The following is a 21,220-nucleotide window of genomic DNA, read 5'->3' as shown; positions in this document are numbered from 1 at the left end:
TTCTTTCTTTTCGCCTTTTTATGCTATAAAAAGACTCTTCCTTGTTAACTTAAGCGCCTTAATAACAAAGAGCTCTAATAACAATTTGATATTTTAACAAAACAGGAAAATTCATCCGTTAACCGACATGAAACGCCTCCCCCTATAAGAGGAATTTTGAATTTCTCCATAATTTTCTGGCAAATAACAGCTTTTAAATTATATTTTATTTCTAAATAAAAGGAGCATGGCCCTCTGATATTCTTTTACACACCCGCACATAACAAAACTTTTTCCCACATCGTATTTTAAATACCTTTGCTCCTCTAACAACACTTACTTCATTGCTTACATTTTTTCAGCAAAAAATATCTTTTCAATGCACTAAGGTTGAAATACCTAAATATAATACCTATATAAGCACACCCTTATCAGAATAGATAGTCTTTTTTTAAGTAAAATGCCTTGAAATATTATTTCTATACACAACAATAATAAATCTGTTATAAAATCTTCAATAGACTAGAACTCTTATCCTAATACGAAATATCGAAACGCTATAAAACTCCCCTACAAATTCTCAGAAACGAAAGGATATCTCTTCATTTAATGAAAAAAGCGCCATGAAAATATCGCAAAAAAGGCAAGAGAACGCGCGTATATTTTAAAGCACTGATATTACACCAATACTAAAGTGATGCACTCCAAAAAAGTAAGAAAAAATAAAAGATCTTTCTCTTTTATGACAATGACATCACTGTTATGACAATGACATCACTGTACTATGATGATACAATAAAAAACAAGATATTCGAAAGTATATTAAAATGAACCGAAAGAAAAAATTGTCAGATTCTTTTCGTGCTTTTCTTGGAGGCACATTAAGCCACCATGTTAGTTTAAAATTGCTCATCCTTTCATTTTTTATTGGCATCATAATGAATTTTTTGGGATGGACACCCAAAAGTCTCATACAGAAAATTATAGATTTTTTTCAGTCTCTATGGGCAACAGGATTTATAACGCTCACAAACTTCTTTCATATCACCATGACGGGAGCGATTGTTGTTGTGCCTATCTTTCTTATCTTACGCATTTTTCATAAAAAATAAAAGCCTCAACATTTTCCTTGCGCTAGTCTTTTCGAAAAATCAAACGACATAAAAATCCTGTGGTAACAGCAATGATCACCGCAACAATAGCATATAAGAAACGATACTTATGTGCTGCGTAAAAAATTGTATAAGCGATATGTGCTTTAACAATTTCAAGAGTCGTTGTTGTACTATCAATAAACTGACCATCACGAAAAAGATAAGCACGAACCTTATAATGTCCAACAGGAATATTGGTTGGTAAACGAAAATGTGCAGTAAAAAGCGTGTCAGAACCAAAACGAACACCCCCTACTTCCTCATAATAAAGGCTTTTGGCTTTTTGCAGTTTTATAAGTTCATCGCGAAAGATCTGTATTTTTTTCTGATCTTTTTCATCCGTCTGCAATGGCAAATAAAGTAATCCTAACCCCAAGCGTTTATAATCTTCAACACTCGTAATATCGTCAATTTCACGTGTTGTGACCATAGAGTAAAAAAGAGGAACCTTTTTAAAAATAAGAGAATCTGTATTAACCCAAACACCGGCATTACGTTTTTTTTCTCGCATCACCATTGTCCGCTCTTGTCCCTCCAAGCTCACAACAACATCATAACGGTTTTGTCGAACATATAACGGATCAATATTTTCCAAAACACCAGCAATATAAAGATCACGACCAGCAAAATTTGCATCCACAGTAATCGTATTTGTTGTTACGATAATTTGAACAGTTTCGTGATCAACTTGATCAACGAATGTCGCTGTCGTCCCAACATGTGACCATGTAGAAAAAGAAACAAAACAAAAGCAACTTGTAATGATGCATAAAGAAAATAATCTACCCATTTTTATCTCATAAGAATATCCAGAGAGAAAAGATTATCGGGGCGTATAAATAATTGAAAAGCAAGACGCATACACACAATCAACACCAAAAACGCAAGTGCCATACGCAATTGTTCCGCCTTTAACTTCCGTCCAGCCCGTGTTCCATATTGCGCACCAATACTTCCTCCCAGCATTAATAAAAAAGCCAGGACAATATCAACGGACTGATGAGTCATACTTTGTAAAACTGTCGTGAAAGAAGACACAAATGTGATCTGAAAAAGTGAAGTTCCAATCACCACATTGGTTGGAACACGCAGAAGGTAAATCAATGCTGGTACCATAAAGAACCCCCCACCAATTCCCATAATAGAAGACAACAACCCTACAATGAGACCAATCCCTAAAACTGGAATAATGCTGACATAGATCATAGATGTCCGAAAACGCATTTTTAACGGTAAGCGATGAATCCAGTTATGTCGACCAGCAAGACGAATATTGGCTTTTCCTGCCTTACGCTTGCGCATCATATCATACCAACTTTCAACAATCATCAAGCTTCCTACACTTCCAAGAAGAATCACATAAAGAAGAGAAATCATTAAGTCTAATTGACCTAATTTTTTCAAAACAGAGAAAATCTGAATCCCGATTAAAGATCCCCCCCCTCCTCCAATCGCCAAAAGAATACCAAGTTTGATATCGAGCGTACGTCTTCTAAAATGGGTAATCGCTCCTGTTACAGATGACGCAATCATCTGATTTGCACCTGTTCCAACAGCAATAGCAGGAGGGATATTATAAAAAATCAATAAAGGAGTGATAAGAAAACCGCCCCCAATTCCAAAAAGACCAGAAAAAAAACCAGCAACGACTCCCATACCAATCAAAATCAGCATATTGAGAGACATTTCAGCAATTGGTAAATAAATACTCACTTACAGAACCTTCAAGATAATCTGAGGCTTTTTAACAATTGAGAGAATCTTTCTCCAATTATCCTCTTTTCCAATAATCTCTGTTGCGTGTTTAAAAGGATAATTTTAATTGCTATACAACTTTCGCATAATCCACGAATGCGCAATACATTTCATATCTATTAACATCAACATCATAAAAACTAAAAAAAACGCGCTCCTTTTAAAACGCTGTAAAGACATAACGTTATCGCTACCATAAATGCAACGGTTAAAAAACAAAGAACACTTTTTTTTACCAAATGAGATAAAAACGAAACACTCTCTTGAGACTGCGCCTTTAAAGAAGAAAAATCGTTCTCAATGCCACGATTAGGTGCCTGAATACCCATATCCTTTTTTTCTATCGAAGCACACTCTACGGCTCCCTCAACCTTTTTAAAAGAAGGCTTCATAGTATCACTTGGCAAAGAGCTTTTATTTTCTTTCTGCGCCACATTTTTAACATTTGTTTGGAGTGGAATTATACCGTTTTGTCTCGAAAAATTTTGAACCTTTTGAAGTGATAAGCGTTCTTTATTTCCCTCATATTCCATATGAGCAAGTTTTTGTACAACGGAATCAGGTGATTTTGAACGAGACACCGGTCGTGTTACCGCTACTTCTTCTAAGCTCTTTTTTTCACTCTGTAAACTTTGAACAATTGTTTTAATCTGCTCTAAAGATTCAAAAAGCTTTTTTTCTCTTTGACGACGGATATAATATTCAGCCAAAATGGCCCGACTAATATCATCTAAGTAAGATTTAAAATGCTCTTCTAAAGCCCCCTGCTCTATCAAAGAACGGGAAGAATGCTTCATTTGCATTTGTGCATGAACAGTGCGTAATTTTTGAGCAATATCCGACATCGTTACATCCATAGGCGCATCCGTTCTCTCCTTCTGTTCAATAAAAGAAGAGAATTTATCATTCCTAACCTGATTGATCGGCTGGTTGATCGTATGACCCTTCGTATTCACAAACGCTTACCCCTCATTAACCTTTTTGAAAAGAATCGCACAAATGATGAATAAAGTGTGCTCTATTTTAGTAAATAGAGCTTTAAGAACGCCCAAAAACTTTTTTGTTAGAAATATTTCGCCCCAATCTTTATTTAAAATATTTGAAAGAAAAATCTCTATTTTTTTGTCCTCAAGATTTGAAGAGCAAAATCATTCCCCCATTTTTATTTTTTTCACTTAATTTTTTCATTGCCTAAAGCCCCTGATGCGCCATCATAAACAGAGCATATAAAATGAAAAAAATATTCTCATAAGACAGAGTGATTTTTTTACTTTTTATTCAAGCAAATAAGGCAATTATGGCAATGCAGAAGATATGAAGATTGAAAATGACAACAAGAAAGTACAAGTAAACGTAAAAAAAGCTTATATGAAAGAAAACACAAGTTATAAATAAGACTTCATTCTAAACAATTTTGTTTCTTATGAGTATTGCTATAAACTTGTAATCATACAACAAAGAGGATCATCATGAAAATAATTGTCGCTATCAAACGTGTTGTTGATTATAACATCAAAATACGTGTCAAACCCGATAGCACAGGCGTTGATCTGTCTCACGTAAAAATGTCTATGAATCCTTTTGATGAGATAGCCGTAGAGGAAGCAATTCGCCAGAAAGAATCCGGTAAAGTTTCAGAAGTTATTCTTGTTTCAATCGGACCAGAAGCAGCCCAAGAAACTCTACGAACAGGACTTGCAATGGGGGCTGATCGCGCACTTCTTGTCACCACGGATCAAACACTTGAACCCTTAGCAATTGCTAAGATTCTCAAAGCCATAGTTGATGAAGAAAAACCTGATATGGTCTTTTTAGGAAAACAAGCGATTGATGACGATAGCAACCAAACAGGACAAATGCTCGCCGCTCTTCTTGGGTGGGGACAGGCAACTTTTGCCTCACATTTTAACATAGAAAATGGGCATGCTACAGTTATTCGTGAAGTTGATAATGGAACACAAACCCTTTCTCTTCCCCTTCCCATGGTTATGACCGCCGATCTACGGCTCAATGAACCGCGCTACACCTCTCTCCCTAATATTATGAAAGCAAAAAAGAAAACCATTGAACAAAAAGCGCTGACTGATCTTGGCATCGATACGAAAGCACGCTTAACAATTTTAAGCGTTGAAGAACCCAAACCCCGTCAATCCGGTATTAAAGTAGCTAATGTAGGAGAGCTTGTCAGTGCGCTAAAACAAAAGAACTGCATTTAATATTCTCTCCACTAGAGTAAAAGCAACACTTACATAAAAGGGTAAAAACTTATGGCAATTCTTTTACTGGCCGATCATAATACAGAAGAAACAGCAAAAGTACTCACCGCTGCACGCGTACTCAGTAATGATATCGATATTCTGGTTTGCGGAGAAAAAATTCAAACGATAGCGGAAAACAGTGCTAAACTTGATGGTGTGCGGCAAGTTCTTATTGCAAAAGCAGACTATTTAGCCCATCAACTTGCCGAGCCTATGGCAGATACAATCCTCACGTTAGCAAATGATTATGATGTGATCATGGCAGCATCCAACAGTACTGGGAAAAATGTGATGCCGCGCGTAGCAGCTCTTCTTGATCTTATGCAAATTTCAGATATTACCGCCATTCTTTCACCCGATACCTTCAAACGACCAATTTATGCAGGCAATGCATTTGAAACTGTACGCACCAATGATTATAAAAAGATTATAACAGTTCGCACCGCTTCTTTCACCCCAACGCCTTCCCAAAATAATTCTGCTCCCATTAAAACAATAACACCAGCTCCCAATCCAAATCTTTCTTCTTTCGTAAAAGCAGAGACAAACAAAAGTGATCGTCCTGATCTCACCTCAGCCCGTGTTATTATATCAGGCGGGCGTGGTCTTGGTTCTCAAGAGAAATTTATGGCCCTGCTTCTTCCTCTTGCAAACAAATTAAATGCTGCTTTAGGTGCCAGCCGCGCAGCAGTGGATGCAGGCTATGCTCCCAATGATTGGCAAATTGGACAAACAGGAAAGGTCGTTGCCCCTGAACTCTATATCGCCGTTGGCATTTCCGGTGCAATCCAGCATTTAGCCGGTATAATGGATGCACAAATTATTGTTGCCATTAATAACGATGAAGAAGCTCCCATCATGCAAATTGCCGATTACACCCTTGTAGGTGATCTCCACCAAATTATTCCAGAATTGGAGAAAGCTTTATAAGCCATGAAAACACCTCTACATGACCAACGTGAAAGTATGGAGTTTGACATAGTCATTGTCGGAGCAGGACCTGCAGGGCTTTCTGCCGCAATTCGTTTGAAACAAATTAATCCTGAGCTTTCTGTCACAATTGTTGAAAAAGGGACCGAAGTTGGTGCCCATATTCTCTCTGGCGCAGTTATTGACCCCATTGGTATCGATACACTCTTACCAGAATGGCGAAATGACAATGATCATCCCTTCACGACCCCTGTTACCCATGACCAGTTTTTTTTTCTAAAGCCTCAAAAAGCTACAATATTTCCCAATATTCTGCATCCCAAAATCTTATCAAATGACGGATGTTATATCGTTTCGCTTGGAAACGTTTGCCGCTGGTTAAGCAAAAAAGCTGAAGCATTGGGTGTTGAAATCTATCCCGGTTTTGCCGTAACACAGATTATCCAAAACGATAACAAAGCGATTATTGGTGTTCTCACCGGTGATATGGGGCTTAACAAAGATGGAACTCCTGGAAAAAATTATATGCCTGGTATGGCTTTATTGGCAAAATATACTTTAATTGCGGAAGGAGCACGCGGCTCAATTGCAAAACAACTGATACAACATTTCAACCTTAGCAAAAATCGTGAACCACAAAAATTTGGTCTTGGTCTCAAAGAGCTCTGGGAAATTGATCCCAACAAACACCAACGCGGTTTAGTACAACATTTCACGGGTTGGCCCTTAGACAATAATACCGGTGGTGGTGGCTTTATTTATCACCAAGAAAACAATATCATTTCTGTCGGTTTTGTTGTGCACTTAGATTACAAAAATCCTTATCTTTCTCCCTTTGAAGAATTTCAACGTTTTAAAACACATCCAAAACTCTATAAAATCTTTAAAGGTGCAAAGCGTCTTTCCTATGGTGCACGTGTTATCAGCGAAGGAGGTTGGCAATCTGTACCAAAACTCACCTTTCCTGGTGGGGCACTTATTGGCTGCTCTGCTGGATTTGTCAATGTTCCTCGTATCAAAGGATCACACAATGCCATCTTATCTGGCATATTAGCTGCCGATAAAATCGCTACCGCTCTTGCTCAAGGGCGTGCCCATGATGAGGTTAAAGAAATCGAAGAACAATGGCGAAAAGGGCTCATTGGCAAAGATCTTTATAAAGTGCGAAATGCCAAACCGCTCTGGGCAAAATATGGGACAAAATATGGAATTAAACTTGCTGGTTTTGATATGTGGTGGCAACAACTGTTCGGATTTTCCTTATTTAAAACACTCTCCCATGGAAAGGAAGATTATGCATGCCTTGAACCAGCAGAAAAATTTCAACCCATTTCTTACCCAAAACCAGATGGCGTTATAACCTTTGATCGCCTTTCAAGTGTTGCCCTTTCCAATACGCATCATGAAGAAAATCAACCTTGCCATTTAAAAATAGCCTCATTAAAAAAGCAAAAGGACTCTGAATATGCAATCTACGGAGGACCTTCCACAAACTATTGCCCCGCCGCTGTCTACGAGTGGCTAGAGGATAATGATCATCTGACTTATATGATAAACGCTTCAAATTGCATACATTGTAAAACATGCGACATCAAAGATCCGAACCAAAATATCACTTGGATCTGTCCGCAAGGCAATGAAGGCCCCTTCTATCCCAATATGTAATTTCCCAATGTATAATCATTGTTCATTCTCCTAAAATTGAAATATACAAAACGCAATGGATAAAAATATTTCCCTCAGATCAGAAATCTATCAATTACCTTCCTGCATACGTTCTTTCACAATGTAAAAAGAACTCTATTCTCAATATAAAAGACTCTCTCCACCGTATAACTTTTTTCAATAGAAAAACATAACATATTTTTATAAAAAATTTTTTATCTTAATAACAAAACAAGAATGAAGATATCTTAACCATTCTGCTATAAAAATACAGACTCTACTCTCAACAGTCTGTACAAAGACAAAGCTGTAGCTCCACTTTGCTCCCTCCCCCATGATTCAAAATGTTTTTAGCCTCCTCATAAGAAAACTCAATCGTTTCAAAAAGCCAAGAATAAAACCCATGGAGATATGCTTCGAGTTTGTTTTATCTCCTATCCTTTGCCAAACAATTTTCACTAAAGAAGACCACGGATGAATGTAGAAAAAATAAAATATTGCATAACACAGAGCATGCTTATTTAATCACTCTCAATATGTTATCTACTGATAAAGACATCCCAAAATCTGAGTATCACATCAACTTTTTACGCTCAAATCAAGGGGGGGCTATACATTGTCTTGCATCTAACCTTTACAGATGTAATGCAAAGAATGTGTAAAAACACCATAAGAATAAAAAGCCATAAGTGCTATCATTATTGGAAATAATATCTGACAAAGCCCAAATGTCTTTCCAATTCATAACCATTCTATTACGCGTTTTATAGCGTATTTTCTTTATAAAGCTTGTACTTTCGCTGTAACTTGTAAATCAACATCCAAATCGAACACAAGCGGCATATATGTAAAGAAAGATAAAGGTGAATGAAAGCGAGTCATTCCAGCTTTTGTATCCTGAGCAAAAATCTTGCATATTCTATTTGAGTAATTCCTGAAACGAAAAGACTGCTTCATTGAGTAAGAATATGAAGTCTGAAAGGAAGAAATCCGTTTCCATCTTTGTCATGCGGTTTTACGACTTTCAAAAACATTACACTATCTTTTAAAAAAGAGAGATCACATATTGTCCCTGCTTTTATGACTTGCATTTTTTATAGGAGCATATCCTTCAAAAAAATAAAACGCCTAAAATTAAAACAGACTTGTGTTGTTTATTTATGGATTTATTTTTAAAAGATAGCTCTCAAGACATATCGAACAATTCTTTCGTGACAAATCTTGAGAAAAATATCACGTATTCTCGTCAATGAATAGTTCCATAACGCAATAAAAAGTATAAACTGGCAGCATCACTTTCTTTGCTAACTCCAATGTTGCGATAGCCTTTGCTTTAAGAGAGCTCAAAAAGGCATTTTACTCCTTTTTTACTCGTCTTTAACGACACACAAATCCTCCTTGTGATGCACATAAATGATTTTGATTCATTGATGATAAAAGGCGTTAAAATGAGATAATTTTACGATATTTAAGGCGCCTACTCTATAGGCAAAAAATAATAAATTATCCATTATAAATCAAACAATTAAGATAAAAATAAATCTTAAAAGTTTTTAAGATATTCTTTATATCCGTTAAGGGGGAAGAGAATAGGACAAAATGAAATATTTTTCTAAGAAAGGCTTATATTTGATCAATAACGATATAGCGAGTTGTTTGTGTTTTAAAAGGATCTGCTTACGTTTACTCAAAAGAACAGTTTGAATATCAATGGAGTATTTGAAAGATGGGCGTTATGGAAATAATCGAGAAAGTTTAGCTTGTAAAAGAGCACAACCAAGCGTGAAATATAGGCACAGGTAAAATTGTTTTTGGTTCTCGAAGGAAAAACTTTATAGAAAATTATAGAGCTGATAAGATATTGGCTACATCTGGAATCTATTTTTTTTGAAAAAGATCATGCTGACCAAAACAGATGATAATGTTAGTGAATATGAAGGTAAAACTATTGTATTGTGGGAGTATCAACTATTCGAGCAAAGTAAGCCTTTGTAATGATAAAAAAATGTACTGGTAAAAAATGAACAAAAATGGCTTATAAAGCTTATGAATATGAATAAAAATCTTGTGGTGAGGGGAATTTGATGAAAAGAAAAGAGCATGTGTGAAAAAGCATATTTTATAGGTGCGCATGCTTATTCTGCCCCCGTTATAGAACCAGGGCTTTATCTTGTAGCAACGCCTATCGGAAATCTTGCAGATATTACGCTTCGTGCTTTGCAAGTGCTTGCAGGAATTGATATTTTAGCGTGTGAAGATACGCGGGTAACACGTGTTTTGTTGCAACGTTATGGTATTCAGAAAAAAACTTTTCTCTATCATGAACATAATGCGCAAAAAGCGGGTCCGAAGCTCTTAGCCGCTTTGGCAGAAAACAAAACGGTAGCGCTTGTTTCTGATGCGGGAACGCCACTTATTTCTGATCCCGGATTTCGATTGGTAGAAAAGGCACGTAAAGCTGGTCATAAAATTATTCCGATCCCTGGAGCATCAGCTCTTTTAGCCGCTCTTATACCAACAGGGCTTCCTACGGATAGCTTTTTCTTTGCAGGTTTTTTGAGTGCACGTAAAGCACAGCGTCAAAAACGATTGGAACAATTAAAAGAGATTCCAGCGACTTTGATTTTTTATGAATCACCACATCGTCTTGTTGAAACTTTACAGGATATGATCACGCTTTTTTCGGCAGATCGACCCGCCGCAATTTGTCGTGAATTAACAAAAAAGTTTGAAACAGTGGAGGCTTCCAATTTAGGAAATTTGTTGGAATCTTACAAAAAACAATCACATATTCGTGGAGAAATTGTTGTACTTGTTGGAGAATCATCTTCTTCTTTAAACGTAATGAGTGATCAAGAAGTTGATGAAATGTTATTAGAACTCTCGCGGACACATTCTGCTGCTCAAGCAGCAGCTTTGGTTGCAAAAAAGACCGGTTTTAAAAAGCAGGAACTTTTTCAGCGGTTAAATTTTTTAAAAAATGCATAAAATTAAGACTATACAAAAAAAACAGAGACAAAAGTCTTTTTATCGAGGAGTTCGTGCAGAAAAATTGGCAGCATGGTGGTTGCGTTGCAAAGGGTTTCACATTGCCGAAATGCGTTTTAAAACAAAATGTGGTGAAATTGATTTAATTGCACGACGTGGAAATTTGGTTTTAATCGTTGAAGTCAAAGCACGTTCAACATTAGCCGAAGCAATGGAAGCAGTTTCTCGAATAAATGAAAAGCGAATTGAGGCAGCAGCCGATATTTGGCTAGCACGGCAAAAGGATTACGCCTTTTTGTCTGTACGTTTTGATTTGATTGCAGTTTTACCTTGGCGTTGGCCACAGCATATCCCCGCATTTTTTACATCTAATAAATAAGAGGAGGCGCCAATTTTAACCATACCCAATAAAAAACGTTTCGTTTTTATATGCATATGCGTTAAAAAGTGTGTAACAATTTGAGCACTATAAGGAGCGAAATATGGATGATTATGAAAAGTTTGCAACAGGTTTGCTCATTGTTTTTGGAGCGCTAATTATTGGTGGTTTAATGGCAATGCATATTGTTCTTATGAATAAACCAGGTTTTTTATTTGCATTAGCCGCAGCTATTGTTGGTTGGTTTTCTGCTTTTGCTGTTCTATTTGATAAACCAAAAGTCTATTTGGGCTTGATTATTCTTGCTATTTTATGTGTTGCTTCCTCAATTAGCATCTATGTTAGTTAAAACACATAAACTGTTAATTGAGATTCCTTTTAAAATATAAAAATGAGGAAGAGAAATGAAACTTGGCTTTTTGGGAACGGGCACAATCAGTGCTTCAATGGTCAATGGCCTCATGACAAGCACCTTTGACGTTTCTTCCATTATTGTTTCACCTCGCAATGCACAAACAGCAGAGCATCTTTCACACACATATGATAAGGTTATGATTGCTGAAAATAACCAAATGTTGCTCGATGTGAGTGATTACGTTTTTCTTTGCTTGCCTAACCAAATTGCAGAAAACGTTTTGCGTTCTCTTCGCTTTCGTCCAGAACAGCTGGTTATTTCCGTACTTGCTATGGCAAAAGCAGCAGAAGTAGAAGAATGGATCAACCATAAAGTTTATCGTGCTGTTCCTCTACCTTTTGTTGCAGAGTGTAAAAATTTGACACCAATTTATCCCGATCATCCCTTTTTACGCGCTCTATTTGATGCATTGGGGGGTACATTGGTGCTGGATAAGGAAGAGCAGTTTAATCTTTTTATGACTGCTGGTTCACTTATGGGCATATATTTTAATTTTATAGAAACAGCCCATCAATGGTTTATAACACAGGGGTTAAAACAACAGCAATCAGCAGAATTTCTTACCATGATGTTTGGTAATCTTACAGATGAAATGCGTAAAATTATAGCAACGGATTGTGCTACATCTCTCGATTTTGTACTCCTTGAAAAAGAGTTTTCAACAAAGGGGGGAACAAATGAATTTTTGTCAAATTGTTTTTCTCATCAAGGGGGAAGACGTGCTTTAACAACAGCTATTGAAGCTACTTTTCAAAAAATAAATGCTTCTAAAAAGGCTTGACCAGCATTTTTTATCCTCTCAATAAGAGAAAGTTATTGATATTTTCATTGAGTTTTTCTTGAATATGGTTTGATAACATTACCTGCTATACATATTTCAAGAGCAAGATAAATGGGCTTTTAAAACACCCATCCCTTTAATTTAAGTAGATAGGGATAAATTTTCCGATTAATCTTCAAGATGCTTTTATCGCAAAAAAGTGATTGTTAAATATTTTTTACAACCTTTTACCATTTCCCTAAATTATTTTTATTTTCTATCTTCTTCTTTTCGCACCAATGCCAATATTTTTCCACCTCACTGCTCCAGCCGCTCCGATTGAGTCCCCCTTCAGATTACCCAAGTGCATGGCTCATTTTTTGTTTGTTTCACCTCTCGTACTCCACTCAAGCATTAAGGTTCCCTCTTTTCCTTACAAAAAAGCAACATTTTTCTGTCTTTCGTGATTGCATTTTGCAAATTCTTTTAAATAAACATATATTCAAAAGAGTTGATTTTTTATTTGATCAACAATTGTACGATACAGTTTAGCAAGCTCTTCACTAGACTTAGCAACAAAAATAGGGACGCCCTCATCTGAAGACAATCGTAAAGCTGGATCAAGCGGTATTTCTGCTAAGAAAGGGACCTCTCGACGTTCTGCTTCTGCCCGTGCACCACCATAGCCAAAAATATCGTAGCGTTTTCCTGTATCAGGAGCGATAAAACAACTCATATTCTCAATGAGTCCTAAAATAGGAACATTGACTTTCATGAACATTTCTATCGCTTTACGCGCATCAACTAAAGCAAGATCCTGAGGTGTAGAAACAACCAACGCACCCGTTAATTGTACCTGTTGCGCAAGCGTTAATTGTGCATCCCCTGTACCTGGCGGCATATCAACGACTAAAACGTCCAAAGGCCCCCATACAACATCTCGTAACAATTGCGTTACAGCTGCCATAACCATAGGACCACGCCATACCACCGGCTTTTCTTCCTCCACCAAAAATCCCATCGACATCAATTTAAGTCCAAATTTTTCAAGAGGTTGAATCTTTTTTTCTCCAATAAGCTGTGGTTTTTGATTAACAAGTCCTGTCAAACGTGGCAACGAAGGACCATAAATATCAGCATCCATCACCCCCGTCTTGAAACCAGAATCTTGTAAAGCTAAGGCGATATTTATTGCCATCGTAGATTTCCCGACCCCTCCTTTTCCAGAAGCAACAGCAATCACATGCCTCACACCTTCTATGGGCATTTTGATCGGTAAGAGATTTGCTCTCCGACTAGGTGCTGTCTTTGTTATTTTTTCTGCTGTAAGTGTAACAACAGCAGATTTCACTCCCTCCAAAGCACATACCACCTTTTCAGCAGAACGACGCAATGATTCCCATTTTTGCACACCTCCATCAGGAACTGTAATGGAAAAGAAAACCTTACCATCAGCAATCAATATTTCTGAAAGAAGACCCAACGACACAATATCGCTTTCAAGATCTGGTCCTTTGACTGTACGTAATACGTTGCGGACAGCCTCACTTGTGATAAGATCCATGTTCTTTCCTCTCTATAAAAATACCAGCAAATATAAGCATAAGAACGAAAAATACTTACAAGGTTCATCACCTGATAATTTTCTACTTTACTCAGCATTATAAAGTATACATCTCTTATCTCTTTAAAAATATGAAACCATCCTTAAAATAAAGAAGCTCAAACATAAAATCTGCTATAAAATCCTATCAATCACATTTGTGCTACAACCACTTTAATGAATATTCTGATAAAAATTTTGTAAAAACAAAAACTGAAAAAAACTCTTAATCTTAAAGGATATTTTAAATTGAGCATACAGTAATCAGTCACACCTTCTTTAATTCTTTAAGGCCCTAGCCATTTATGTTCTGTAGATTCAATCGTTATTTTCTAACACTCCTACAGTATTGTAAAAAAGCGTTACAAATAGTTATAAGGTGTTTTGTATTCTTTCAAGAGAGAGAAAAACAATCTAAGATTGACTTTTTTTATATTTTTCCTTATGGGTTAACAGCCGTATGATAGGATAAAATTGTTTATCTCGCGCATAACTACTCATAAAACGAAGATTAAGAAGGGCCGCACTCCGCGGTATTTAAATAAATGAAACGTACTTACCAACCCTCTAAACTTGTCCGTAAACGCCGCCATGGGTTTCGTGCACGCATGGCCACAGCTGGAGGACGTAAAGTTATTGCTGCAAGACGTGCTCGTGGACGTAAACGGCTTTCTGCTTAACCATTTAAATTTTCACAACCGTTGAGGATTGCTCATCGTTTCTTCGTTGTGAAACTTTTATTATGAACCTACAATGTCTGCTTGCAGGCATTTAATGAAATTGCGAAATATTCTTTTATGAAGAAAAAACATCCCTGCCGTATTCGCAAAAGAGCAGACTTTTTGGCTGTCCGTACAGGAGAAAAACGACGTGGTCCTTTATTTTTGCTCGAAGTTAAATCTCGTGAACAAACAGCAGAAAGAAAAGATTCTCTTTTTGCACGTGTAGGCTTCACTGTTACTCGTAAAAACGGTAATGCTGTGAAACGTAATCGTATTAAAAGGCGCTTGCGTGAGGCCGTGAGAGTTGGTGTAACAAACCACATGGAAGCAGGAACAGACTATGTCATTGTAGCGTACCGTGATGTGTTACATGCACCTTTTACATCCTTGATTAGTGAATTAAATCGGCGAATAAAACCAAAAATAAAACATCAGCAACAACAAGGGTGTACGGATGGAATATAACCGCAATTTCTTTATCGCTATTGGCTTATCTTTCGTAGTGCTCATCGCATGGCAATTTCTTCATGTTGCTCCCAAACAAGCAAAGTTACAAAAACAACAAGCTATCACACAGCAATTATCAAAACAACAATCAGCACTCTCTACTGATACGACAAATTTTTCTAACGATACCTCAACACACGAAGCAACATCGATCATTGATCAACCAATGACTCCTGAAATTCGAAAAGCTGTATTGGCCAAAACAGAGCGTATTGCGATCAAAACCAATGAACTTGAAGGCTCTATTAATCTTGTTGGTGCACAATTTGATGATCTTCACCTCAAAAAATATCGTTTAACAGTCGACAAAAAATCACCGGAAATCGATTTGTTAAATCCTAAAGGCTTCAAAACAACCTATCTTGCTGAGTTTGGTTTTACCAGCGCATCTTTGCCAGCAAAGGCTTTGCCACAATCTGATACACAATGGAAAATAGAGGGAAACAACACAACCCTGACCCCTTCAACACCCATCACTTTAATTTATAATAATGGGCAGGGACAAATCTTCCGGCGGACCCTTTCTGTTGATAATCATTTCATGTTTACCATTGAGGATTCTATCAGCAATGAAAGTGATCAACCAATACATCTCTCGTCCTATGCCCGCGTTGCACGTGCAGCACCACCAGAACATACAAATGCAACCTATTTACTTCATGAAGGTATGATAGGTATTGCAGGAGATTCGCTCAAAACTGAAAAATATAAAACCTTAGCAGAGCTTGATCCAAATCCTGATAATGGGCAAAAAAGCATGACTTTTTCCAAAGTAACAGGAGGTTGGATTGGTATTACCGATAAATATTGGGCTGTAGCAGTTATTCCCCCGCAAAATAAAGAATATACAAGCCGTTTTATTTATTTTGATCGTTTGCAAACGCATTATCAGTCTGACTTGCTAGGGTCGCTTTTAACGATTGCCCCAAATGAAACAAAAACTGTTACAAATCGTCTTTTTGCTGGTGCAAAACAAGTTGAAATTATTAATAATTATCAAAATGACCTAAAAATTAAAAAGTTTGCTCTTTTAATTGATTGGGGCTGGTTTGATTTCATCACCAAACCAATGTTTGCCCTCATTGATATTCTTTATAAGCAAACAGGAAATTTTGGTATCGCCATCCTTCTTGTCACAGTGCTCTTAAAAACACTTCTTTTCCCTCTAGCCAATAAATCTTATAAATCTATGGCGCGTATGAAACTTATACAACCGCGGTTGTTAGAAATAAAAGAAAAATATCCCGATGACCGAACCAAGCAGCAACAGGCAATAATAGATCTGTATAAAACTGAAAAAATTAATCCTCTTGCCGGTTGTTGGCCAATGTTGGTTCAATTTCCAATATTCTTTGCTCTTTATAAAGTTCTCTATATCACCATTGAAATGCGCCATGCACCTTTCTTTGGCTGGATTCAAGATTTAGCGGCACCTGATCCAACATCTCTTTTTAACTTGTTTGGTCTCTTGCCATACACAACGCCAACATTTCTTATGATTGGTGCATGGCCTTTGATTATGGGAATAACGATGTTTTTACAAATGCGTATGAATCCCGCTCCTCAAGACCAAACTCAAGCGATAATCTTCACATGGATGCCTGTCATCTTTACTTTTATGCTCGCCTCTTTTCCTGTTGGTCTTGTCATCTATTGGGCATGGAACAATATACTATCAATAATCCAGCAAAGTATCATGATGACACGCCAAGGTGTCAAAATTGAACTTTTTGATAATCTGAAATCCATGTGGAGAAAATCACCCAAAAAAGAAGTGCATTAATGACAAGAGATTCTTCCCTTTCTGGAATTTTTTCTCGCAATTGGATTTTTATTCGTGGTGTACCAGCAATACACTTTCTTCCCCCTGAAGGACCACCAGAAATTGCATTTGCAGGACGTTCCAATGTTGGAAAATCATCTTTAATCAACGCGCTCGTCCAACAAAAAAGCTTAGCACGTACCTCAAACACACCAGGACGGACTCAAGAGCTTAATTATTTTGTACCCGATGGCTTCAGTGGGCAGCTAGGAGATCTTCCCCCTCTAGCATTAGTAGATATGCCTGGCTATGGCTTCGCTGCTGCTCCTAAAAATCTGGTTGATGCGTGGACAAATTTGATTTTTAACTATTTACGGGGACGCACAACGCTAAAACGTGTGTATATCCTGATTGATTCACGCCACGGAATTAAAAATAATGATGAAGAGGTTCTTACTCTTCTTGATAAAGCCGCTGTTTCTTATCAAATTGTTTTGACAAAAAGCGATAAAATCAAATCAAAAGCCTTAGAAAAATTAATTATGATCACACAAACAAAGCTTCTCAAGCGCCCAGCAGCTTACCCTGAGCTTCTTGTAACCTCTTCAGAAAAAGCTCTCGGTTTAGAAGAATTACGTGCTGCCATTTTGCAAACCATCGCATAAGAGAACAGTTCCTAGTCATTAACAATTTATTAATTATAATTACTAGCAGCTACTAATGATCTTGTACTTCTAGTCAAGCATCTTTATAAAAATGATTACTTGAAAGAATTCTCTTCAACTCTATTTGATAGTGTAAATTATGCTGACACTTTTTCACTCTCCCCTATCCGCTGCCTCGCGCTTCATACGCCTCATTCTTGGAGAATATGGTGTAACCACTCAGCTGATTGAAGAACATGAATGGGCAAGAAGACACGAATTTCTAGCCCTCAATCCCGCTGGTCATGTTCCTGTTTTTCTCGATGAACACGAGGTTCCATTATCAGGTCCTCTTGTTATCTGCGAATATTTAGACGAAACACATGGAAGTTTACGACAAGAAAATAAGCTCTTTCCGGAAAATCCTTTAGAGCGTGCGGAAGTACGCCGTCTCAATGATTGGTTCTTAAATAAATTCGAAAATGAAGCAACGCGCCATATCGTACGAGAACGAATCCACAAACGTGAAATGCCACTTGCCATTGGCGGTGGTGCTCCTAATTCACAAATTTTACGCAATGCGCGTGCCAATATTTTACCCCATATGAACTATCTCAATTGGCTTTGTGCCTCTCGCGATAGCTTAGTGGGTTCTACCTTGTCCTATGCAGACCTAGCAGCCGCAGCCTCTATTTCTGTACTTGACTTTCTAGGGGAAATTGACTGGGAACAATCTCCTGCTGCCAAAGACTGGTATATGAGAATTAAATCACGCCCTTCTTTTCGTTCTCTTTTAACAGATCGCGTCCGCGGAATTGTTGCAAGTGCTCACTATGCAGATCTTGATTTCTAGCCTTCTCTCACAAACAAAAATAAAAGTGATATTCTATCTAAAGGATATTTATAGGTTTATGAATTTTTATGCATGCGTATAAACAATATAATAATACATTGATTTATGATCGTATTAAACAGAGAATAAAACCCATTATAATTGAATCACAAAAATCACTTTCTTATCGTGTCACAAAAAAAATCAGCACAGGGATAAAAAATACTTAAGAAAGGATTTTAAAGACTCTCTTTAAATACAAGAACTGTAGCATCATTGGAAGCTAGGCAAATAAAATAACAATACTTAACGCATGTTATACTCCATTCTTCCCAATATATGAAAAAACGCATTGCATAATATATATCCTATTTTCTCTATAATAAACAAAGCCTCATCATGCGTTTTTACAACATAACAATTTTTTCAACTGACTTTCCTAAAAGATGAAGAATCCGCCCAACTCTTGTATATAAACAATCCAACTTCTTGTTAGCCCCTTGTTTTTACCCCTTTTTACGTAATTTTATTTATGGATAACGTATTTATATACAATGATAAATAATCGTTTTCTTATGCGTCACAAATGGAATTGATGAGTGAAAATGACTAAGTTAAAACATTAAAGGCTAACAAAACGGATGATAATGCTGATTTGCTCTATTTATGAAGCATAAAGATAATGGCGCAGAATAGATTTTATATTATTCATGGATACTCTCTCGTGATACCACTCACGAGCACTATCATAAAATAAGTTTAGAAGAATTGATAAATATATTTCTTTAAGAAAAGCGTATGAATTGACAACATAGGTCTATTTTGTTTGGAAGATCTTATTTTGCATGAAGAACGCTCCCCTTTAAAGAACGAAAGAAACAAAAGCGTAAAGTAATACACAATCTTCATTAGATTTCATAAGCAAACCTTACTTAAGAATATTCATCACACACTCTAACGAAAAACATCTCTATTTAAATTTGTAGATCTTATATCACTTGCTCTAAACAACAGTGTTTTACAGCACAACAAGATAAATTAAAGCAGGAAAAAAATTTTCTATAAAGAAAAAGAACCATTGGAAAGAAGACAAGAATTTGCCTATACTGCACAGTAAAGTATCATAAGGAGATAAAAATGCGCCTTACAGTTGTTGGTGCAAATGGAAGAATGGGACGTGAACTCATTACAGCAATCCAGCAGAGGAAAGATGTAGAGCTTTGTGCTGTTCTTGTACGTAAAGGTTCACCGTTTGTAGGAAAAGATGCCAGTGCATTAATTGGTTCAGATTCTCTTGGGATTAGTATCACTGATGATCCCGAAAATGCCTTTTCTAATACAGAAGGTATTTTAGATTTTTCACAACCAGAAGCCAGCATTCTTTATGCTAACTACGCTGCTCAAAAAAGCCTTGTCCATATTATTGGCACCACAGGATTTAGCAAAAAAGAAGAAGAAAAAATTGCAGATTTTGCGAAATATACAACTATTGTCAAATCCGGGAATATGAGCCTTGGAATAAATCTTTTAGCCAACCTTGTAAAGAAAGCCGCTAAAGCATTAGAAGCCGATGATTTTGATATCGAAGTTTATGAAATGCATCACGCTAACAAAGTTGATGCTCCTTCTGGAACAGCCCTTCTTCTTGGCCAAGCAGCAGCTGAAGGACGCAATGTTATGTTTAAAAATGTGTGTGTCAACGAACGTAATGGTCATATAGGTAAACGCAAAAAAGGCACCATTGGCTTTTCCTGTTCACGTGGTGGGACAGTTGTTGGAGAACACAGTGTCATTTTTGCTGGTTCCAATGAGCGCATTGTTCTTTCACACACAGCGCAAGAACGCTCTATCTTTGCCAATGGCGCATTAAAAGCAGCTTTATGGGCACAAAATCATGAAAGCGGTCTTTATTCAATGTTCGATGTTTTGGGATTGAACGATGAATTTTAAACAATCAATAGAATAGAGGCAATTTATAATGGGACGCATACTTACACTAATTCGTCATGGACAAAGTGAATGGAATCTCAAAAACCTTTTTACCGGTTGGAAAGATCCCGATTTAACAGAAAAAGGTCATGCAGAAGCGATAGCAGCAGGAAAAAAACTGAAAGAATATGGTTTGAGGTTTGATATCGCTTATACATCTGCCTTACAGCGAGCTCAAAAAACCGCTCAGCACATTTTAGAGCAAATGGGACAATCAGATTTAGAAGTGATAAAAAATCCAGCATTAAATGAACGTAATTATGGTGATCTTTCTGGTTTAAATAAAGATGAAGTACGCCAACAATGGGGGCAGGAGCAAGTGCAAATGTGGCGCCGCTCCTATACGATTGCGCCACCGAATGGAGAAAGCCTACGCGATACCGGTGCGCGCATCTGGCCTTATTATCTTTACCATATCCAGCCTTATATTTTGCGCTCCCAAACTGTTTTGATCGCAGCACATGGAAATTCTCTTCGTGCTCTTATTATGGCGCTTGAAGGTCTCTCCAGTGAGGAAATTATATCTCAAGAATTAGCGACCGGCATTCCTATTATTTACACATTTAATCCGGATTCAACAATTTTATCAAAGACAGTCCTCACACCTTAAACTTCTAAAATCATGATCTCCCTCAAAAGTTCAATGCTATCGTTTTAAGCTGAAAAAATAAATTCTATAATTTTATTGACAGAGTTACTTCATGCACTTAGATGAATTTTATAAGCCCAGATGGCGGAATTGGTAGACGCGCAGGTTTCAGGTACCTGTGCCGTAAGGCGTGGAGGTTCGAGTCCTCTTTTGGGCACCATGCTCTTTTTTATCCAAAATAATTTATTGATTTTCCATATATTTTTTACAGTGAGGGACGCGTAAATAA

19 protein-coding genes and 1 tRNA gene are annotated in these 21,220 nt (G+C 37.0%); 16 read left to right on the top strand and 4 right to left on the bottom strand.

Annotated features, from left to right (window positions below; translation table 11 throughout):
* The first annotated feature begins 806 nt into the window (after positions 1-806).
* Entirely contained in the window at positions 807-1,091 is a 285-nt protein-coding gene (locus tag ACFIMU_RS07550) for a DUF6460 domain-containing protein (protein ID WP_375607286.1), read from the top strand.
* 22 nt (positions 1,092-1,113) lie between these two features.
* On the opposite strand, the gene ACFIMU_RS07545 is transcribed toward ACFIMU_RS07550, so the two are convergent.
* From ACFIMU_RS07545 to ACFIMU_RS07535, 3 genes are all read right to left on the bottom strand, one after another.
* Entirely contained in the window at positions 1,114-1,923 is an 810-nt protein-coding gene (locus tag ACFIMU_RS07545; RefSeq protein ID WP_375695910.1) for a TIGR02186 family protein, read from the bottom strand.
* A gap of 2 nt (positions 1,924-1,925) precedes the next feature.
* The gene (locus tag ACFIMU_RS07540) at positions 1,926-2,846 is read right to left on the bottom strand and encodes a sulfite exporter TauE/SafE family protein (RefSeq protein WP_375607288.1); all 921 of its coding nucleotides are present in this window, start codon (positions 2,844-2,846) and stop codon (positions 1,926-1,928) included.
* 182 nt (positions 2,847-3,028) lie between these two features.
* A complete protein-coding gene (locus ACFIMU_RS07535; RefSeq protein ID WP_375609558.1) occupies positions 3,029-3,844 on the bottom strand; it encodes a hypothetical protein in 816 nt (271 codons plus the stop codon).
* 513 nt (positions 3,845-4,357) lie between these two features.
* Here ACFIMU_RS07535 and ACFIMU_RS07530 point away from each other — a divergent pair.
* The 7 genes from ACFIMU_RS07530 (at position 4,358) to ACFIMU_RS07500 (ending at position 12,304) form a co-directional block, all read left to right on the top strand.
* On the top strand, positions 4,358-5,104 hold the full coding sequence (locus ACFIMU_RS07530) for an electron transfer flavoprotein subunit beta/FixA family protein (protein WP_375607290.1): 747 nt from the start codon (positions 4,358-4,360) through the stop codon (positions 5,102-5,104).
* Between the two features lie 51 nt (positions 5,105-5,155).
* A complete protein-coding gene (locus ACFIMU_RS07525) occupies positions 5,156-6,076 on the top strand; it encodes an electron transfer flavoprotein subunit alpha/FixB family protein (RefSeq protein ID WP_375608509.1) in 921 nt (306 codons plus the stop codon).
* A gap of 3 nt (positions 6,077-6,079) precedes the next feature.
* Positions 6,080-7,741 (top strand): 4Fe-4S dicluster domain-containing protein, encoded by a 1,662-nt coding sequence (locus ACFIMU_RS07520; RefSeq protein ID WP_375615363.1) that lies wholly within the window; start codon positions 6,080-6,082, stop codon positions 7,739-7,741.
* Positions 7,742-9,841: 2,100 nt separating this feature from the next.
* Positions 9,842-10,729 (top strand): 16S rRNA (cytidine(1402)-2'-O)-methyltransferase, encoded by an 888-nt coding sequence (gene rsmI, locus ACFIMU_RS07515; protein WP_375696969.1) that lies wholly within the window; start codon positions 9,842-9,844, stop codon positions 10,727-10,729.
* 10 nt (positions 10,730-10,739) lie between these two features.
* The gene (locus ACFIMU_RS07510) at positions 10,740-11,108 is read left to right on the top strand and encodes a YraN family protein (RefSeq protein WP_375607304.1); all 369 of its coding nucleotides are present in this window, start codon (positions 10,740-10,742) and stop codon (positions 11,106-11,108) included.
* Between the two features lie 103 nt (positions 11,109-11,211).
* The gene (locus tag ACFIMU_RS07505; protein WP_375607294.1) at positions 11,212-11,457 is read left to right on the top strand and encodes a hypothetical protein; all 246 of its coding nucleotides are present in this window, start codon (positions 11,212-11,214) and stop codon (positions 11,455-11,457) included.
* Positions 11,458-11,512: 55 nt separating this feature from the next.
* Positions 11,513-12,304: a pyrroline-5-carboxylate reductase gene (locus ACFIMU_RS07500; RefSeq protein ID WP_375686686.1), complete on the top strand. Its 792-nt coding sequence runs from the start codon at positions 11,513-11,515 to the stop codon at positions 12,302-12,304.
* A 481-nt stretch (positions 12,305-12,785) separates the two neighbouring features.
* Here the strand turns inward: ACFIMU_RS07500 and ACFIMU_RS07495 are convergent, their stop codons facing one another.
* Positions 12,786-13,847 carry an Mrp/NBP35 family ATP-binding protein gene (locus ACFIMU_RS07495; protein ID WP_375608506.1) on the bottom strand — a complete coding sequence of 354 codons (1,062 nt, stop codon included), beginning with the start codon at positions 13,845-13,847 and terminating at the stop codon, positions 12,786-12,788.
* A 584-nt stretch (positions 13,848-14,431) separates the two neighbouring features.
* Between ACFIMU_RS07495 and rpmH the strand changes: the two genes are divergently transcribed.
* From rpmH to ACFIMU_RS07455, 8 genes are all read left to right on the top strand, one after another.
* Positions 14,432-14,566 (top strand): 50S ribosomal protein L34, encoded by a 135-nt coding sequence (gene rpmH / locus ACFIMU_RS07490; RefSeq protein WP_005864709.1) that lies wholly within the window; start codon positions 14,432-14,434, stop codon positions 14,564-14,566.
* Positions 14,567-14,683: 117 nt separating this feature from the next.
* The gene (rnpA, locus tag ACFIMU_RS07485; protein WP_375686687.1) at positions 14,684-15,073 is read left to right on the top strand and encodes a ribonuclease P protein component; all 390 of its coding nucleotides are present in this window, start codon (positions 14,684-14,686) and stop codon (positions 15,071-15,073) included.
* Complete coding sequence (gene yidC, locus ACFIMU_RS07480; protein WP_375696968.1) at positions 15,063-16,898, top strand: membrane protein insertase YidC; 1,836 nt, start codon at positions 15,063-15,065, stop codon at positions 16,896-16,898. The genes rnpA and yidC overlap by 11 nt, the downstream gene beginning before the upstream one ends.
* Positions 16,898-17,542, top strand: a complete 645-nt coding sequence (gene yihA, locus ACFIMU_RS07475) for a ribosome biogenesis GTP-binding protein YihA/YsxC (RefSeq protein ID WP_375607299.1) — start codon at positions 16,898-16,900, stop codon at positions 17,540-17,542. The genes yidC and yihA overlap by 1 nt, the downstream gene beginning before the upstream one ends.
* Positions 17,543-17,681: 139 nt before the next feature.
* Positions 17,682-18,374, top strand: a complete 693-nt coding sequence (locus ACFIMU_RS07470) for a glutathione S-transferase family protein (protein WP_375607300.1) — start codon at positions 17,682-17,684, stop codon at positions 18,372-18,374.
* A gap of 1,116 nt (positions 18,375-19,490) precedes the next feature.
* Positions 19,491-20,303 carry a 4-hydroxy-tetrahydrodipicolinate reductase gene (gene dapB, locus ACFIMU_RS07465; protein WP_375696967.1) on the top strand — a complete coding sequence of 271 codons (813 nt, stop codon included), beginning with the start codon at positions 19,491-19,493 and terminating at the stop codon, positions 20,301-20,303.
* Positions 20,304-20,331: 28 nt separating this feature from the next.
* Positions 20,332-20,952 carry a 2,3-bisphosphoglycerate-dependent phosphoglycerate mutase gene (locus ACFIMU_RS07460; protein ID WP_375607302.1) on the top strand — a complete coding sequence of 207 codons (621 nt, stop codon included), beginning with the start codon at positions 20,332-20,334 and terminating at the stop codon, positions 20,950-20,952.
* Between the two features lie 114 nt (positions 20,953-21,066).
* Positions 21,067-21,151 (top strand) — tRNA-Leu (locus ACFIMU_RS07455).
* Positions 21,152-21,220 lie beyond the last annotated feature (69 nt).

Source organism: Bartonella sp. AC70YNML (assembly GCF_042196545.1).
In the GTDB taxonomy this organism is placed as follows: Bacteria; Pseudomonadota; Alphaproteobacteria; order Rhizobiales; family Rhizobiaceae; genus Bartonella.
The sequence above is the reverse complement of the archived record's forward strand: the minus strand, read 5'-3'. Positions and strand labels throughout refer to the sequence as shown.

Bases quoted from the DNA above. Each gene is read 5' to 3' on its own strand.
- ACFIMU_RS07550 (WP_375607286.1), top strand. From the start codon at position 807: ATGAACCGAAAGAAAAAATTGTCAGATTCTTTTCGTGCTTTTCTTGGA.
- ACFIMU_RS07545 (WP_375695910.1), bottom strand. From the start codon at position 1,923: ATGGGTAGATTATTTTCTTTATGCATCATTACAAGTTGCTTTTGTTTT.
- ACFIMU_RS07530 (WP_375607290.1), top strand. From the start codon at position 4,358: ATGAAAATAATTGTCGCTATCAAACGTGTTGTTGATTATAACATCAAA.
- ACFIMU_RS07525 (WP_375608509.1), top strand. From the start codon at position 5,156: ATGGCAATTCTTTTACTGGCCGATCATAATACAGAAGAAACAGCAAAA.
- ACFIMU_RS07520 (WP_375615363.1), top strand. From the start codon at position 6,080: ATGAAAACACCTCTACATGACCAACGTGAAAGTATGGAGTTTGACATA.
- rsmI (WP_375696969.1), top strand. From the start codon at position 9,842: ATGTGTGAAAAAGCATATTTTATAGGTGCGCATGCTTATTCTGCCCCC.
- ACFIMU_RS07505 (WP_375607294.1), top strand. From the start codon at position 11,212: ATGGATGATTATGAAAAGTTTGCAACAGGTTTGCTCATTGTTTTTGGA.
- ACFIMU_RS07500 (WP_375686686.1), top strand. From the start codon at position 11,513: ATGAAACTTGGCTTTTTGGGAACGGGCACAATCAGTGCTTCAATGGTC.
- ACFIMU_RS07495 (WP_375608506.1), bottom strand. From the start codon at position 13,847: ATGGATCTTATCACAAGTGAGGCTGTCCGCAACGTATTACGTACAGTC.
- rpmH (WP_005864709.1), top strand. From the start codon at position 14,432: ATGAAACGTACTTACCAACCCTCTAAACTTGTCCGTAAACGCCGCCAT.
- rnpA (WP_375686687.1), top strand. From the start codon at position 14,684: ATGAAGAAAAAACATCCCTGCCGTATTCGCAAAAGAGCAGACTTTTTG.
- yidC (WP_375696968.1), top strand. From the start codon at position 15,063: ATGGAATATAACCGCAATTTCTTTATCGCTATTGGCTTATCTTTCGTA.
- yihA (WP_375607299.1), top strand. From the start codon at position 16,898: ATGACAAGAGATTCTTCCCTTTCTGGAATTTTTTCTCGCAATTGGATT.
- ACFIMU_RS07470 (WP_375607300.1), top strand. From the start codon at position 17,682: ATGCTGACACTTTTTCACTCTCCCCTATCCGCTGCCTCGCGCTTCATA.
- dapB (WP_375696967.1), top strand. From the start codon at position 19,491: ATGCGCCTTACAGTTGTTGGTGCAAATGGAAGAATGGGACGTGAACTC.
- ACFIMU_RS07460 (WP_375607302.1), top strand. From the start codon at position 20,332: ATGGGACGCATACTTACACTAATTCGTCATGGACAAAGTGAATGGAAT.